Source organism: Saprospiraceae bacterium (assembly GCA_016719615.1).
Classification (GTDB): domain Bacteria; phylum Bacteroidota; class Bacteroidia; order Chitinophagales; family Saprospiraceae; genus Vicinibacter.
In genome coordinates this window covers 1,353,624-1,369,512 of sequence record JADJYQ010000001.1, presented here as the reverse complement: position 1 = coordinate 1,369,512, position 15,889 = coordinate 1,353,624, and the positions used below count along the sequence as shown (strand labels likewise).

The following is a 15,889-nucleotide window of genomic DNA, read 5'->3' as shown; positions in this document are numbered from 1 at the left end:
GCAAAAATAAGCGAAATGTTAGGAGCACCAAGTCAATCATTTGCAAATAAGCTTTATTTTGGAGTTGATCAATTTGATAAATGCTTATCAACCAATTATTTAAGCACTTAAATAATTTAATGAACGGAATCCTCAAAGGATGTTCCCTAGGTTTCGAGTACAATAATAATGCGCTAACCGAGCATTAAAAATCGGGCTTTTAGAATAGAAAATAGATTAAGGCAATTTATTAAAGAAGGCCCTAAACTCATACCAAAACTTGCCACTCTTAGGCAAACAGCGAATATGGATGGCTTCCTTGCTGACCGGATGTTCAAAATCTAAGGCGTAGGCATGTAAAGCAAGGTCGCTTTCTACCCCTTTGTGCATTTTACCGTATTTGGTATCCCCGACTACCGGACAAGAGATATGAGCTAATTGCGCTCTGATTTGATGTGACCTTCCCGTTTTCAATTCTACTTCCAATAAACAATGGCCATGGATATTAGCCAATGCTTTGTAATGGAGGATGCATTTCTTAGCATCTTTTCTGGGTTCTTCGTAAACCCGGGTTTTGTTTTTAGCTTCATCTTTGATAAGGTAGTGCTCCAGCGTTGCTTGTTCTTTGATTGGATGACCTTCGCAGATCGCCAGGTAATTTTTCTGAATACTTCCATCCTGCATCATTTTGTGGAGTCGGGCTGCCGCTTTAGATGTTTTTCCAAAAAGAATAATCCCACTGACGGGCCTGTCCAATCTATTTACCAAAGCTAAATAAACATTTCCCGGTTTTTGGTATTTAACTTTAAGATGATCTTTCAATAAATCAAATAAATTTGGATCTCCGGTGTAATCTCCCTGAGATAGAACACCTGAAGGTTTGTCAAGGATAATCAGGTGATTGTCCTCGTAGAGTGTGATTTTATCGAGATTCAACATAAATGAACAGAAGTTTAAAATTAGCTATTTCTCCCTGCCCCAATGATACATATATTTTTGGAGCTTGGATCAACGGTCTTATTAATGAGGATCCAGCTTTTAAGATTCATGCTGAATATTATGATATCCAACAATTAAATGAACTTGCACGTGACGAATCCTATGATCTTATCAAAATCAGTGCCGCTCAAATCAAAAATTTAAGACAGCATTACCAAATTCTTACGGTTGGGGCCGCAATGGGTGAAGATAACGGACCTTTATTGATCTCGCATAAGTGGAAATCAGGACCGCCATCATCATTGTGGACCATTGCGATACCCGGTTATGATACAACAGCATATTTTTTATTGAAGCATTTATTTCCAGGATGTATAAAGACGACACCGCTTCTTTTTTCTAAAATTGAAGACCGAGTAATGAATGATCATTTTGATGCAGGACTGATTATTCACGAGTCAAGATTCACATATCAGTCCAAAAACCTTCATCTGATTGAAGATTTAGGCTCATTGTGGGTAAATCAAACCGGACTTCCCATACCACTTGGGGTCATAGCCATTAGACGAAATCTGGATCCAGAATTAAAAATGATGATCAAAATCCAAATTCAGCGGAGTCTAGAATATGCCTATCAGCATTTTGATAAGCTACTACCCTTTATTAAATCTTATGCCCATGAAATGGATGCTCAGGTTATTCTTGACCATATCCGATTGTATGTAAACAAATACAGTCAAGAAATTGGGCCATTGGGAAAAAAGGCCATTTGTTTTTTAAATCAGCTCCCCACTGAGCCCAACGATGAGCATTTAGAATTATTTATTTAATTGTTTTTTAATATATTATATATTCAATAATATAAATTTATAATAAATATTAAATTTTAATCATTTACATATTAAATATATCCATAATATGTAATATATTTACATTGTGTAAGTTTTGGTTATTAAATGTAAAATTCGTTTTTGCTCGTGAAAAGTCACGAGCTTTTTTATTTAAGGGATATTCCATCCATTAATAACTTGCTTTTCAAGTTATACTTTGGCTCCCCCAAGCCGTCTGTAAACATTACCTTGTTCATATTCAATAAGTTAAATTTAGTTATACAATCTTCTTCGAGTTTTGAGTTTTGGTTATTAAATGAAGATTTGCCCGTATAACTGTATACGGGCTTTCTTTTTTAGGTCCACTCTTTATCATCCAATTCGTATTTTCGCCCCATCGAAAAACAATTCTCATATGATCATTGGAGTTCCAAAAGAAATTAAAAGTAATGAAAACAGAGTCGCACTGACCCCTGCGGGTGCTCTGGAATTAAAAAAAAGAGGTCATGAAGTTTATGTTCAAACTACTGCCGGTATAGGTAGTGGTTTTTCAGACCAAGATTACAAGGATGCAGGTGCTGCCATACTAGCAGATATAGAATCTGTATATGCGAAAGCTGAAATGATTATGAAAGTCAAAGAGCCTATTGCATCTGAATACCCTTTAATCAAAGAGCAACAACTGGTATTTACTTATTTTCACTTCGCATCTTATGAACCTCTAACACAGGCCATGCTCAAAAGCGGTGCTGTTTGTCTAGCGTATGAAACTGTTGAACTTGCAGACAGAAGTTTGCCTTTATTAATCCCGATGTCTGAAGTAGCCGGCAGAATGGCCATACAGGAAGGAGCAAAATTCCTTGAAAAGCCACAGAAAGGCAAAGGTATTTTATTGGGCGGTGTTCCCGGTGTACCTCCAGCAAAAGTATTGGTTCTTGGTGGTGGAATTGTTGGAACCCAGGCCGCTAAAATGGCTGCTGGAATGGGTGCTCAGGTCATTATTCTGGATATCAATTTGCCGAGACTACGCTATTTGGCGGATGTGCTACCGGCCAACGTAACCACGATGTATTCAAACGAGTTGACGATTCGGAATTTGATAAAAACGCACGATTTAATTATTGGAGCTGTGCTGATCCCGGTGCAAAAGCGCCCAGTCTTATCACGCGCGACATGCTTGCAACCATGCAAGATGGAACAGTTCTGGTAGATGTTGCCATTGATCAGGGCGGATGTATGGAAACAAGCAAACCCACAACTCACGACGACCCTATTTACATCATTGATGATGTGGTCCATTATTGTGTGGCTAATATGCCCGGAGCGGTACCATTTACTTCAACTCTGGCACTTACCAATGCGACTTTGCCATTTGCAATCCAATTAGCCGACAAAGGCTGGAAAAAAGCTTGCCAGGAAAGCAAACCCCTCAGTTTAGGTTTAAATGTCCTCGGAGGGCAAGTTGTTTATAAAGGGGTTGCAGAAGCATTTAATTTAGATTATAGACCCGTAGAAGAGTTTCTTTAAACAAACACTTTATTTTTTGTATTAAATACTTGGCGGATTCTAAATTACGTATTAATTTCAAGGGTCCAATTTTAATCACCTAAATTCATCTTTATGAACATCACTTTAGACGAACTCAGAAAGATCAAACACAGTTTACCATCCGGAAGTATCAAAAAGATAGCTGACCAACTTCAACTCGACGAGCAAACCGTTCGCAATTATTTTGGTGCGCATCATCTTGAAAATTCCGGCAATCATATTCAACCAGGCCCTCAAGGAGGGATCGTTCACATAGAAGATATGACGATATTGAATTTAGCGAAACAGATATTGCAAGAAAGTTCTCAGGATAACTAAAAGATTTATTTCCTTACCTATTATATGGGTTTGCTCTGCCAAAAGTAAGCAAACCCATTTTTTTTTGACATGCACAAACTGGACCACAAACAAATCAAGAATATCCTGATTCTTGCCATCCCCATTATTTTAGGTAATCTTTCGCAGATGGCTTTAAACCTCATAGATTCTGCAATGGTAAGCCAGATCAGTTATTTTCATCTTGCAGCAGCAGCTTTGGTAAATAATATCATTAGCTTTCCTTTTGTAATGGCAATGGGATTTACGGTAGCCATTTCTCCATTAGTTGCAGCATTAAGAGGTGCCGGTAAAGTCAGGTTTTGTGGTTCACTGCTCAACAACGCTGTGGTCTTGAATACAAGCTTGTGCCTCGTTGTCGTGAGCATTTTATATTTCTGCGGAGATGTCATTTTTCATTTAAAACAAGACCCTGAAGTGAGTCGCCTGGCACGCCCATATTTGAATTGGATGCTTTGGTCAATAGTACCCATGATTGTTTTTTTAAGCATCAAACAATTTTGTGATGGCCTGAATCATACCAAAGTACCCATGATCCTGGCGCTTTCATCAATTCCATTAAACGCTTTGTTGAATTATTTTTTCATCTTCGGAACTTATGGTTTCCCAAGACTGGAATTGGAAGGCGCCGGTATCGCAACTTTTATAACGCGGATGGTCATTGCAATTCTCATCGGTGCATATGTTTTGTTACATTCCAAATACCAGATATATGGATTGGAAAACAGACGAATTCTGAAGTCTAAACTGGGCAAAATTTTAAAACTTGCACTTCCATCATCTTGGCAATATTGCAGCGAAATAGGCGCATTTGTTGTGTTGGGAATTATGGTTGGTTGGTTTGGCGCCATTCAGCAAGCAGCACATCAGATTTCATTATCCGTGGCTTCATTGACATTTATGGTATCTATTGGATTATCGACTGCAGGATCGATTAAAGTTGGGGAGGCCTATGGTATGCAAGACAGACCACTTGCGCGAAACATAGGAATTACGATCTTAAAAATGGCATTCATTTATGGATTGGTATGTGCGCTGATTTTTATTTTATTCAAAGACCACATCCCCCTTATTTTTTCTAGTGAGCCTGAAGTGATTCGACATGCTGCCTTCTTATTTTATCTGGCCGCTGCTTTTCAATTAGGCGATTCCTTGCAAGCAGTTGGAATTGGCATTCTTCGGGGTATCCAGGACGTAAAAGCCCCTACCCTCTACACGACCCTTTGTTATTGGTTTCTCGGAATTCCGGCTGGATATTTCTTTAGCGTTTGGCTCAAAATGGAAGTCGTGGGTATTTGGATTGGCTTTATTATTTGTCTGAGCATCATGGGAATCCTATTACTCAGGAGGTTTCTAAAAATCACGCATCTGGCTATAAGTAATAATCCTTTGTAAGCGCTGCATATTCTCTGGTTCTTTGATTGTTTTCATCATAGAGCACGATTTCGCTGATCTCTGGTTTGTGTTGACTTTTTGTATATTCACATAAGCACAAACTATTTGCAACATTGGCGCGATGATATACTTTGCACATCCTTTTTAATGTTAGTCCAGCTTTCAAACAAACAGATGTTAGTTTGTATTCTAGCTCATGTGGCAAAACAACAGCCAAGGTTCCAGTTTCTGATAATAATTGTTCGGCTATTTTTACAAGACTGTTAAAGTCAAATTGAGACTGGTGTTTTGCCCTTGATACATTTATATCTTCGGAATTCAATTGCCCTTTAAAATACGGGGGATTACAAATAATTAAATCCAAAGAAAATGGAAGAAAAGGATGTCTTTGCGGAATCAAAATATCAAGTATACTCAAATGAATTACATTCAATTTTGTTTTCCAAGGTGTTTGTAAAAAGTTATTTTTAGCACATTCAACACTTTCCCGGTGCACATCCAATCCATAGATTTGACAATTATCAGCGCTGCGTTGTGCAAGCATCAAACCTAAAATTCCGCTTCCGGTACCCAGGTCCAAAACAGACTCTATCCCTTCACAATGTACCCATGCCCCAAGTAATACAGAATCTGTCGTCACCGGAAATACATTTTCCGCAATCTGCAGTTCAAAATATTTAAACCTGAATACTTCAGATTTCAAAAGCTCCTGAATTAGGGTTTAACATCGTCTGGTGTTCTGATACTCAATTGTTTTGCCAATAATGTACCACCTTGATTTATAATTCCTGTGATACTAACTTTTACGGTAGGAAAATCCTGATTCGAAAAAAGAGCAGCCGGTCGCGTATATAATTCCATTTGCCCTGAAGCATCTGTTACTATACAACTACCTGAATAGCTTGTGCCACTAGTCTTAGATATCTGAACATTATCAATTTGAACCAAAGAAGATTCAAGATCCTCAAAGTTAGTTAAGATGTCATTTATTGAATATTTTTTTGCGATAATTTGGCCGGTACCGGTTTTACTGGCTTTATCGAGCGGCACATTATTTATTTCCAGCAAACCCTGAAATTCTGAAAACTCCTGTCCGCTTATATCGATATCCAATTCATCACCTAGGTTAAAAGTTTGAGTTGCTCCGAATCGCACAACAATTCCTCCTGTACTATCTTGAATATGGATATTGCGCAAGGTAGTGTTTTCGAGAGTGCGATCACTAATGACAATTCCTTTTATTTTCTTATTAGCAGCAACTGATGTAGTTGTGCCTGGAAATGATTTACGCAAAGCTAAAATATTGATGTACTCAGGATTTGAGCTTCCTCCTCCCGTTATATCATTCAAGTTGCGAATTGAAATTTGTTTTGCCTGAGATGTTCCACCTTGATTTATAAAACCAACAATCTTTATTTTTCCAGTTGGAAAACTTGCGTTGGCGAATGCTGCATAACTCTGCGTAAAAAGGTCTAAACTTCCACTGGGATCTGTTATTTTACATGTGCCAGAAAATGAACTTCCAGAAGTCTTACTTAATTCAGCGTCAGCTATTTCAATCAATGTTGACTCGTAGTTTTCAAAATCTGAGAGAATCTGTGCTATCGTTTTAGGTGAAGGCGTTATCAGATTGGTACCCAGCTTTTTTGCACGGCTGATATCCATATTATTCAGTTGAAGTAATCCCTGAAATTCAGATAACTCGACGGTAGAAATATTCAATTCAATTTGATCTCCCAATGAAAAGGTGTTGCTCGTCAGAAAGCGAACTACAATACCCGCAGTAGCATCCTGGATGACGACATTTCTGCTGGTAATATTGGATTGATCCTTATCACTGATAACACTTGCAATGAGCTTTGTGGAATCTGGTGCTTTTGTAGTGGAACCCGTATAAAAAGCTCGAAGTGCTTTTATTGATAATTCTCTTAAGTTACTGGGGCCTGCATTACAGGTTGGCCCATTCAATTTTACATCTCCGGTATCTCTTATAAATAATTGAACATCCGTGCGAAATTTTCCTAGTATACCTACAACAGTACCATTGCCTTCAGGAATATTGATACCTGCAAAGTCAGCAAATCCACTACTTCGAAGGATGATTTCATTCTTATCGCAATCAGACAAAAGCAGATTCACCGAATTCTGGCCAATGGCATCGGCATAGGTTTTACCGATTTCAGATCTCAAAAATTCAAGGCGATCCAATTGAACCAATGTACTGATATCCTGTGCAGTTAATGAATTAATGGTTTTAAGTTTAGGGCTTATGCTCTGATTTTTGGGTCCTTTAAAAACATAACTATCGATCAAAACATCTTCAATGCCGGAGATATTTGTAAAATTTCCATCTTTATAAGTGCCCAGTCCTAGTTGAATGAGGCCATTATAATCGCCAATGGTTAGGCCCTTACATTTCAAACCAACTTTCATGCCTACTGGAAAAGCAGTATATAAACCCGTGCGATTAAGTTTGAGTTCGATACCACCAGTTGAATCCTGAATGATCAGCGTTTTATAAAAATTTCCACTTCGATCATCAGCCACCACAATAGCATGAATGAGCAAATCATTTGGAATATCAACGAACTTGCCGGCTGCATAAAAAGATTTGAGTTCTGCGATAGATGAATTGGCCTGGAAATTCAATTCGTCTGTAATGATGGGTGGTTCATCAAATTCGCGATCTACACATGCAGGGAAAACCCAAGCAAAAAGCATAAAAATTCCCGCTAGTTTTAAAAGGCTACTGTTAAATTTCATATTTTTTAAATTCTCCATGTCAAACTTATATAATAATTGATGCCTTGAAAATAATAGTATTTTGAAGGAAAGGTTTTTGGGTTTTTAGTATCATAATCAAATCTGAATTGTTCAAATCCACCACTCCTGTAATCCTGGCTGTTTAAAATATTTTGGACACTCATTGATGCCGTAAAATTTTTCTTAAACAACTTAAAAGGCTTAAAAGCAAAAAGATTTAAATAAAAAACGGAAGGGAATTTTTCCTGAGCCAAGATTTCTGCAAACTGCTGTGAATTCCGATCAATTTCATCAACTGCTTGAGGGATTCTTCTCAGCGGATTCAATTCCAGGTATTGATCACTCAAATAATTTGCTGTAAGTACAACAAATCCACTTTTAGGCAGGTCGCAAAAAATACCTAAACTCGCAGCTTTCTCAGCTGAACCGTGTACTTTGTAATTTTTAATGTAAATTAGATGAGAGGTAGTAGCCTGACTGAATTTATCAAAGAGGTGTAAGGTGGGCCGGGAACTGATATAGTGATCGCCGAGCGCTCCTGCTGCAATAATTTTTACACCAGCAGTCAATTTTAATTCTGCGGAACCTTCAATACCTAAATGATTCTGATGGTATCCAGTAAAAAATGCATTGATCAAACTACCATCTGACAGATCCGGATTTGCTGCAGATTCCAATTGTTCATCTAAAAAGAAATTTTTATTAATAATCTGGTCTTTAAGTTGCACATAATATGCTCCCAATTGAACTTTAAGATTAGGGCTTCTATAATGATAGTTTATTTCATTGGACATTACCTTTGTGAGATCATCAATAGCTAGCACATCCGCACGCCATTCAGGATTCACAAATATCTGATCAAAGCGATTGGGCAATTGCTGGTAAGCACTATTCAATTGTACATAATTCCGCCCATTCATTTTCCAGGTCAGTAATAACTTGGCAGACAAACCGGTTGATGATATGCTTGCAGACTTTCCATTACTGTTAGAAAAAATAGCATTCTCCCAAAATCCTGTTCTTTGAAAATCAGAATTTTTGACCTGCGCAGAAAAACTTACATCTATATGTTTTCCGTAGTACAAATAGCCTGCCATGAGTGAGATGTTTTTGGAATTGACTTCATAGTCATAGCCATACTTTTCATTTTCCCGGACAATTTTATTACTATGCAGGATATCCGGATGTTGATTTTCCACTTGGTCTATAAAGTCTTCAACATCTACTACAAAATCAGCTCCCAATAAATCACCCACTTCGAGATATTGCCTGAGATTTGAAATTTCGAAGCGATATTTTAAATTGAACTCATGCCTTTTCCGGGTCCAATTTAAATTTCCGAAATGCTCAATTTCTGAAATATTTGAAAATCGCTTACTCAACCAATAAACTGCTCTTTTTCCATTCAGTATTTGATTCGGATCGCCATTAGCGCCAAGAATTGTTTGAAAATTATTATAGTTCGCCTGATAAAGATTCTGCCAGTCTATTTGCCTGGTATGAACATCTGTCTTCCAAAGATTAGCAACACTCATAGCCACGGCACTGTCTTCAATAGAAGACGGCAGTTTTTGATAATAATCAGGGCGGGGATCCGGAGCATTGTGCCAATCCAACTGGCTATCATATCTTTTGGAAGCCAAGCCCATGATCCCAGCTTGAAAGCTAAGAGATTCGCTAATGTTTAAACGATAGTTTAAAAACAATGCGGGGCTGGATGTTTTAACTTCCCTTGAATTTCTCTTTTCTCCATTTTGATAACCCCAATAAGAGTTATAGTAAGGATCGCCGCTTAAATCAAATACTTCCTGAACTCCGGGACTTGATTTGCCCCTGATGACAGGTGCATAAATAAAAAAAGCTGTAAGTTGATTGCGGGTATTGAAAGCTTTTGACAAACCGACATAAGCACCCCAGGCATCGTAAAAGGTACCTGGAACATAAGCTTCCTGGCCCCATCTGCGCGTGGCTCCAGCAACATAAGAGATTCCTTTTTGTTTGATTCCGGAAGCATAGTGGACACCCAATCTATGTGAATAATTTCTGTTGGTATTGGCCACATTTACTGAAAATTCTTTGCGATAAGCAGCAGGATGCGCCGTAATCCATTGACCAATTCCAGCCGATCCAAAATCAAATGCGTTGTCTTTATATCCTATATAATCATCTGAATATCTACTAACAAGTGTTAGTCCAGAGAACAAATGAAAGGGCAGACGACCATATTCAAGATCATTTAATAAAAATCCGTTAAATCCCAATTGATCATAGGCATTAGACAAACCTTTGAGTTTAAATCTGAAAGGACTCCATTCAAATCCGGAAACGCGCAGTAAAATATGATCCGATGATGAAAGTAAACTATATACATCCCCTGTTGATTCCTCATCATTTTCTTCAGACTGCAAATTTTCAAGCCTGGCTTCCGCAGCATTTAAAACAGGATGTAAAAAAAATTCCTGTATTTCACTACCCCAATCTTCTACCCCAATTTGAATTTGAAAGGGTTTGTATTGGTCCGCCATTACTTCTAACTTTATCTGCTGGGAAATCTGGGACCTGTTGACTTCAAAATAACCGGTGGCATCGGAATTTATGGTCTGACCTGAAATGATTTCTGTTATTTTTGCATTCGCTACCGGGTTTTGGTTGTTATTGTCGATTAACTTTCCGCGAAGTGCTTGTGCTTGAAGTGAGATATGACCGGCAATAAGTAAGAATGCCAGGAAAAAGACGTAGTTAAACTTCATTGAATTAAAATTCCGGGTAAATTTGGTTTATTTGCGCAATCTACGGTCAAAGTAACAAAAAATTAATGAGAGCTAAATCATTCTTACTATTATCTTTTTGCAGCCTAATTTCCTCCCTTGTATCGGCACAAGCAAACCAAATCGCCATTGGCTTTTACAATCTGGAAAATCTATTTGATACCCAAAATGATCCTCAGGTATTCGACGAGGAATTTACCCCGGAAGGCGAAAAAAACTGGACTGAGGAGAAATATCAGGACAAATTAGGCAGATTAGCGAAAGTGCTTCAAGCCATGCAGGCTGAATTGAAAGATATTCCCTTAGCCCTACTCGGCGTATGTGAAATTGAAAATCAGAAAGTTCTGGAAGACCTTGTCCGTCACCCCAATTTAAAAGATAAATACCTGAAAATCGTACATCGGGATAGCCGGGATGTGCGTGGAGTGGATGTCGGATTACTTTATCGTTCTGAATTCTTTCAAGTCCTGCAAGTCAAATCTTATCCAATTCATTTGCCTCCGGATGGCGAACGCGAAAGAATTACCCGGGATATTCTTTTGGTAAAAGGAATGCTGAAGAATCAATTGATGTTTATTACTGTGAATCACTGGCCCTCTCGAAGAGGAGGCGAGCTACTGACCAAGCCTTTCAGATTTGAAGCTGCACGTATTAACAAACACATCTCTGATTCCATTCGGCAAATACATCCAGATGCAGGTGTGGTGGTCATGGGAGATCTCAATGACAATCCAGACGATGCATCCTTAAGACTAAGCCTGAAAGCAAAAGCCGGAGCTGATCGTTTAGAAGACTTCGATTTTTATAATCCGTTTTTTGAAAATTATAAAAAAGGAGAAGGTACAGGCGCATTTAATGACAGTTGGGGATTGTTTGATCAAATACTGCTTTCTTCGAATCTCACCACAAACAAAACTACCGGGCAATGGAAATACAAATCTGACAGAATCTTTCGCAGACCATTTATGGTTGAGCGAGATGGCCATTATAAAAATTATCCAAAGCGCACTTTTTCGGGAAATATATACAACTACGGCTACAGTGATCACTTTCCTGTTTATTGCATTTTAAATTCTAAATGAGCCTTCGGGACTCCGTTTACGTTCTTGAATCAGAGCAACATTATGTACTTGATTGCCTGGATCGCCATCAAGGAAACTATTTTTTAACTGGAAAAGCCGGAACAGGCAAGTCAACATTATTAAATGCGTTTAGGAGGTTATCAGATAAAAAAGCAATTTTTTAGCACCAACAGGAGTCGCGGCCATTCAAATCAAAGGTCAAACCATCCACAGCTTTTTTAAATTTCCGGCAAACTTTCTAACGCGAAGTGATTACAAAGCCATTTCACGCCGTTTGCTGGAGTCAGTAGATTGGATCATTATAGATGAGATTTCAATGGTTCGCGCCGATCTTCTCGATCATATAGATCAAGTTCTCCGATTATCTATGAAATCTGACAAACCATTTGGTGGTCTGCCTATGTTCTGGATTGGAGATCTTTACCAATTGCCGCCTGTCATTTCAAGTCAGGAAGAAAAATTTTACCTTCAAAATAAATACGGAAGTCCATATTTTTTTTCTTCGGATGTATTTAAAGAATTACATGATTTTGAATTGATAGAACTCTCCAAAGTTTACCGACAAAAAGAAATGAAGTTTATTCGATTACTGAATAAAATTCGCAACAATGAAATTGATGAAGATGATTTGGACGAAATAAATGCGCAATACAAAACTTCAAATCTATCTGAAGAAGAAGGTCTTTTCCGAATCCATTTATGCACTTTAAACAAAGTCGCGCAGGCCATAAATTTAGATAGACTTTCTAAATTATCAACTACGGCCCATATTTATCAGGCTCAAAAAAGCGGGATTATTCATCACACCCAATTTCCGGCTGACGAGCAACTCATTTTAAAACCAGGTGCTCAGGTCATGTTACTTAGAAATGATCCACAAAAGCGATTTGTAAATGGAAGCCTCGCGATCATCCTTCATTTGAAAACTGATGTCGTTGCAGTACAATTAGAGGAATCAGGTGAAATTGTCGAAGTAGAGGCATTTGAATGGCAAATGATCAAATACAAAACGAATACCAGCGATTTTGGCTCCATCCAGACTGAAATTACCGGTAGTTTTAAGCAATTGCCTTTAAAATTGGCCTGGGCTGTGACAATCCACAAAAGTCAGGGCAAAACCTTTGAGCGCATTTTAGTAGATATGGGCTCCGGCGCTTTTGAATTTGGACAAGCATATGTAGCGCTAAGCCGATGCACCACTTTGGAAGGCCTCCGACTTGCAAAACCTTTAAAACTCTCAGACATTAAAACTGACGAACGAATTGTCGATTTTATGAATCATTATCGGTAATGGAGTCGAAGTCTTTTACTTTCCAGTTTTTTCGCTCCGTCTATATGCTTGAAATAATAATTAGCTTATAGATGAGATCCGGAAAGATTCCAATTTCAGCCGCAACAATATTGCTAATAGAAGTTAAAATCATTTACATTTACCATCAAATGTGAATTCATATGTCAACACACAAAAGACACAGCAAGACCCATGATCAAAAATCCGGAAAACAATTTTTGTGGGTCCTTGTCGCCATCGCGCTTGGATTAATGATCCTTATGTACCTCATGTTTAAAGCAACGACTTAAGAAACCCGAATTTGAAACTCAACCTAGATATTGCATACCCCAGTCCACCGGAGTGGATTGAGGCTGTTATGGCAGATTTCAATAGCTTTCTACAGGATCACGCAGATTGCGAAAGAAAAGCATCGGCTATGGCTATGAGCTTTGTAGCAAAATATCCGAATCGCAAGGAAATCATACCGGAATTGATTGAGACTGCATTAGAAGAACTTGAACATTTTAAGTTCGTCTACGAAATCATGTGCAATAAAGGCATCGGGCTCCCGGATAACATGACTGAAGATCCTTATATCAAAGCTTTGCTTAAACATTGCCATCATGGTATAGAAGAACGCTTTTTAGACAGACTGCTTATCGCTTCAGTTGCCGAAACCAGAGGTGCTGAACGATTTAGGCTCGTAGAAGAACATTTAGAAGATCCTGAGCTTAAAAAATTTTATAAAATGCTCTGGACTTCTGAAGCCAAGCACGGTCACATCTATATAAAAATGGCCTTATGTTATTTTCCAGCTGATAAAGTTTACAATAAATTACAACAGTGGGTTGAACTGGAAGCAGAAGTGATCAAAAACCTTCCCATCAGGTCAGCTTTACATTAAACTAATCATCATGCATCCTCATTATCTGGTACCTTTATTTTCAACACACTGGTTTTTAGGCGCTATACTAAGTTTCATTTTGTTTTCGGCACTCATCTACCTTGGTAGGTATGCCTTAACTAAAGGATTTGAATTAAAATTCCGCTTGTTTTTAGCCGGGATCTTTCTCATTCGCGAAGTTTATTTATTTGCATACATTGCCCAGAAAGGAATGTTTACATTACAAGATTCACTCCCCCTTCATCTGTGTGGAATTTCTTATATGTTTATGATTGTTTTTCTCATAAAACCCAATCATTTCTTATTTGAATTTCTTCTACTTTTGAGTCTGGGCGGGGCCTTACAAAGCATTATCACACCGGAGCTGACACATGGTTATTCTAACTATTTTATCATTGATTATTACTTTAGCCATGCAGGCATCATCTTTGTCCCTATGTATGGACTCTTTGTTTTAAAGTTGAGACCCAGGAAATCCGCATGGTGGAAAGTTTGGCTCTTAGCTCATGTTATTTTAATTTCCGTTTATTTGATCAATCTATGTTTAGAATCCAATTATATCTATCTCATGGAAGCCCCGCTGGTGAGTAATCCGCTGATTTTACATCCATATCCCATGCATTTACTTGGATTTGAGATTTTTGGAACTTTGCATATACTCCTATTATTTTGGATAAGCAGAAAGTTATTGCCTAAACCACATTTTACGGCCACCTAAATTCATTAAATGATTCATGCAATTTCACCTCTGGATGGACGCTATGCTGACAAGCTCAAACCACTAAGCGCTTATTTTTCAGAATACGCACTGATACGCTATCGCCTGAAAATTGAGCTAGCCTATTTTATAAGGTTGATGCAAACACAAATTATTTCAGAAAAATTGGGCCATGAAAAATTTGATTCCCTAAATAATTTAGTCGCTGAATTTAATGAGCAAGAAGCTTTAATGGTAAAAGATATTGAAAGAGTGACCAACCACGACGTGAAAGCTCTTGAATATTATTTGAAAGATAAATTTTCTGAATTAGGGCTCGGACATCTCACTGAATTTATTCATTTTGCCTTAACCTCCCAGGATATCAACAATACCGCAAGTCCATTAATGTTGAAGGAGTTTACGAATGATATACTTTTACCAAAACTTCTAAGCATTTCAGATTTATTCCAACAAAATGGAATAAAATGGCTCAAGATCCCGATGCTGGCAAGAACGCATGGACAAGCAGCAAGCCCAACGACCATGGGTAAAGAATGGCTCGTGTTTGCAGAGCGCTTAGATAAACAAATCGAAGGCCTGAAAAATTATAATTTTAGTGGAAAATTTGGTGGAGCCACTGGAAATTTCAATGCACACTTCGCTGCATATCCCGATGTAAATTGGCCAAAATGGGCCGATGACTTTTTGCAAGAAGATCTTGGTTTGTCAAGACAACAATACACTACCCAAATAGCACATTATGATGAAGTAGCTGAATGGTGCCATATCTTAATTCGGATTCAAACGATACTACTCGACTTTTGCAGAGATATCTGGACGTATATCTCCATGGATTATTTTAAACAAAAAATAAAAGAAGGTGAAGTTGGTTCTTCCACAATGCCGCATAAAGTCAATCCGATTGATTTTGAAAATGCAGAAGGCAATCTGGGATTGGCTACAGCCCTTGGTTCTCATCTTGCAGAAAAGCTGCCCGTTTCAAGATTACAAAGAGACCTCACAGACAGTACGGTCATTAGAAATATCGGAGTTCCATCTGGACATTTATACTTAGCTCTCCAGTCTATTGAAAAAGGAATTTCAAAACTCATTCTCAACGAAGAAAAATTATCAGCAGACCTCGAGCAGCATTGGAGTGTACTGGCAGAACCCATCCAAACCATTCTACGGAGAGAAAATTATCCAAAACCTTACGAAGCACTCAAGGAACTAACGCGCGTTCATGGCAATATTACCAAGGAAACAATCCAACAATTTATTCAACAATTAAATATCTCAGAAGATGTTAAAAAGGAATTACTAGCCCTAAGTCCTTCAAATTACATCGGAATGCTGGCACAAAAATGACTAG

The 15,889-nt window shown here is 38.1% G+C and carries 13 protein-coding genes and 1 pseudogene; 10 read left to right on the top strand and 4 right to left on the bottom strand.

Annotated elements, in window-relative coordinates; all coding sequences use genetic code 11:
- Nucleotides 1-216: 216 nt before the first annotated feature.
- Nucleotides 217-918: an RluA family pseudouridine synthase gene (locus tag IPM92_05610; protein ID MBK9107857.1), complete on the bottom strand. Its 702-nt coding sequence runs from the start codon at nt 916-918 to the stop codon at nt 217-219.
- Between the two features lie 2 nt (nt 919-920).
- Here IPM92_05610 and IPM92_05605 point away from each other — a divergent pair, with 2 nt between their 5' ends.
- From IPM92_05605 to IPM92_05590, 4 genes and pseudogenes are all read left to right on the top strand, one after another.
- On the top strand, nt 921-1,748 hold the full coding sequence (locus IPM92_05605) for a 1,4-dihydroxy-6-naphthoate synthase (protein ID MBK9107856.1): 828 nt from the start codon (nt 921-923) through the stop codon (nt 1,746-1,748).
- A gap of 415 nt (nt 1,749-2,163) precedes the next feature.
- A pseudogene (gene ald / locus IPM92_05600) lies at nt 2,164-3,275 on the top strand (alanine dehydrogenase).
- A 93-nt stretch (nt 3,276-3,368) separates the two neighbouring features.
- Nucleotides 3,369-3,614 carry a DNA-binding protein gene (locus tag IPM92_05595; GenBank protein ID MBK9107855.1) on the top strand — a complete coding sequence of 82 codons (246 nt, stop codon included), beginning with the start codon at nt 3,369-3,371 and terminating at the stop codon, nt 3,612-3,614.
- 69 nt (nt 3,615-3,683) lie between these two features.
- On the top strand, nt 3,684-5,027 hold the full coding sequence (locus IPM92_05590) for an MATE family efflux transporter (GenBank protein MBK9107854.1): 1,344 nt from the start codon (nt 3,684-3,686) through the stop codon (nt 5,025-5,027).
- Here the strand turns inward: IPM92_05590 and IPM92_05585 are convergent.
- The 3 genes from IPM92_05585 to IPM92_05575 are packed head-to-tail and all read right to left on the bottom strand — an operon-like array spanning nt 5,005 to nt 10,540.
- Nucleotides 5,005-5,730 (bottom strand): methyltransferase, encoded by a 726-nt coding sequence (locus tag IPM92_05585; protein MBK9107853.1) that lies wholly within the window; start codon nt 5,728-5,730, stop codon nt 5,005-5,007. The genes IPM92_05590 and IPM92_05585 overlap by 23 nt on opposite strands.
- A gap of 11 nt (nt 5,731-5,741) precedes the next feature.
- Nucleotides 5,742-7,790 (bottom strand): hypothetical protein, encoded by a 2,049-nt coding sequence (locus IPM92_05580; protein MBK9107852.1) that lies wholly within the window; start codon nt 7,788-7,790, stop codon nt 5,742-5,744.
- A 5-nt stretch (nt 7,791-7,795) separates the two neighbouring features.
- Nucleotides 7,796-10,540, bottom strand: coding sequence for a hypothetical protein (locus tag IPM92_05575; GenBank protein ID MBK9107851.1), 2,745 nt, complete (start codon nt 10,538-10,540; stop codon nt 7,796-7,798).
- Nucleotides 10,541-10,605: 65 nt separating this feature from the next.
- On the opposite strand from IPM92_05575, the gene IPM92_05570 reads away from it, so the two are divergent.
- The 6 genes from IPM92_05570 to purB all read left to right on the top strand — a co-directional run bounded on the left by IPM92_05570 (nt 10,606) and on the right by purB (nt 15,885).
- Nucleotides 10,606-11,640 (top strand): endonuclease/exonuclease/phosphatase family protein, encoded by a 1,035-nt coding sequence (locus IPM92_05570; GenBank protein MBK9107850.1) that lies wholly within the window; start codon nt 10,606-10,608, stop codon nt 11,638-11,640.
- On the top strand, nt 11,637-11,804 hold the full coding sequence (locus IPM92_05565) for a hypothetical protein (protein MBK9107849.1): 168 nt from the start codon (nt 11,637-11,639) through the stop codon (nt 11,802-11,804). The genes IPM92_05570 and IPM92_05565 overlap by 4 nt, the downstream gene beginning before the upstream one ends.
- Before the next feature lie 20 nt (nt 11,805-11,824).
- A complete protein-coding gene (locus IPM92_05560) occupies nt 11,825-12,931 on the top strand; it encodes an AAA family ATPase (GenBank protein ID MBK9107848.1) in 1,107 nt (368 codons plus the stop codon).
- Between the two features lie 301 nt (nt 12,932-13,232).
- Nucleotides 13,233-13,817, top strand: coding sequence for a tRNA-(ms[2]io[6]A)-hydroxylase (locus IPM92_05555; protein ID MBK9107847.1), 585 nt, complete (start codon nt 13,233-13,235; stop codon nt 13,815-13,817).
- 10 nt (nt 13,818-13,827) lie between these two features.
- Nucleotides 13,828-14,535 carry a TIGR02206 family membrane protein gene (locus tag IPM92_05550; GenBank protein MBK9107846.1) on the top strand — a complete coding sequence of 236 codons (708 nt, stop codon included), beginning with the start codon at nt 13,828-13,830 and terminating at the stop codon, nt 14,533-14,535.
- Nucleotides 14,536-14,544: 9 nt separating this feature from the next.
- Nucleotides 14,545-15,885, top strand: a complete 1,341-nt coding sequence (gene purB / locus IPM92_05545; GenBank protein MBK9107845.1) for an adenylosuccinate lyase — start codon at nt 14,545-14,547, stop codon at nt 15,883-15,885.
- The last annotated feature ends 4 nt before the right edge of the window (nt 15,886-15,889 follow it).

What these genes read in the sequence shown, in the direction of transcription:
- purB (MBK9107845.1), top strand. Translation starts at nt 14,545, where the DNA reads ATGATTCATGCAATTTCACCTCTGGATGGACGCTATGCTGACAAGCTC.
- IPM92_05550 (MBK9107846.1), top strand. Translation starts at nt 13,828, where the DNA reads ATGCATCCTCATTATCTGGTACCTTTATTTTCAACACACTGGTTTTTA.
- IPM92_05565 (MBK9107849.1), top strand. Translation starts at nt 11,637, where the DNA reads ATGAGCCTTCGGGACTCCGTTTACGTTCTTGAATCAGAGCAACATTAT.
- IPM92_05570 (MBK9107850.1), top strand. Translation starts at nt 10,606, where the DNA reads ATGAGAGCTAAATCATTCTTACTATTATCTTTTTGCAGCCTAATTTCC.
- IPM92_05610 (MBK9107857.1), bottom strand. Translation starts at nt 918, where the DNA reads ATGTTGAATCTCGATAAAATCACACTCTACGAGGACAATCACCTGATT.
- IPM92_05575 (MBK9107851.1), bottom strand. Translation starts at nt 10,540, where the DNA reads ATGAAGTTTAACTACGTCTTTTTCCTGGCATTCTTACTTATTGCCGGT.
- IPM92_05590 (MBK9107854.1), top strand. Translation starts at nt 3,684, where the DNA reads ATGCACAAACTGGACCACAAACAAATCAAGAATATCCTGATTCTTGCC.
- IPM92_05595 (MBK9107855.1), top strand. Translation starts at nt 3,369, where the DNA reads ATGAACATCACTTTAGACGAACTCAGAAAGATCAAACACAGTTTACCA.
- IPM92_05580 (MBK9107852.1), bottom strand. Translation starts at nt 7,790, where the DNA reads ATGAAATTTAACAGTAGCCTTTTAAAACTAGCGGGAATTTTTATGCTT.
- IPM92_05605 (MBK9107856.1), top strand. Translation starts at nt 921, where the DNA reads ATGAACAGAAGTTTAAAATTAGCTATTTCTCCCTGCCCCAATGATACA.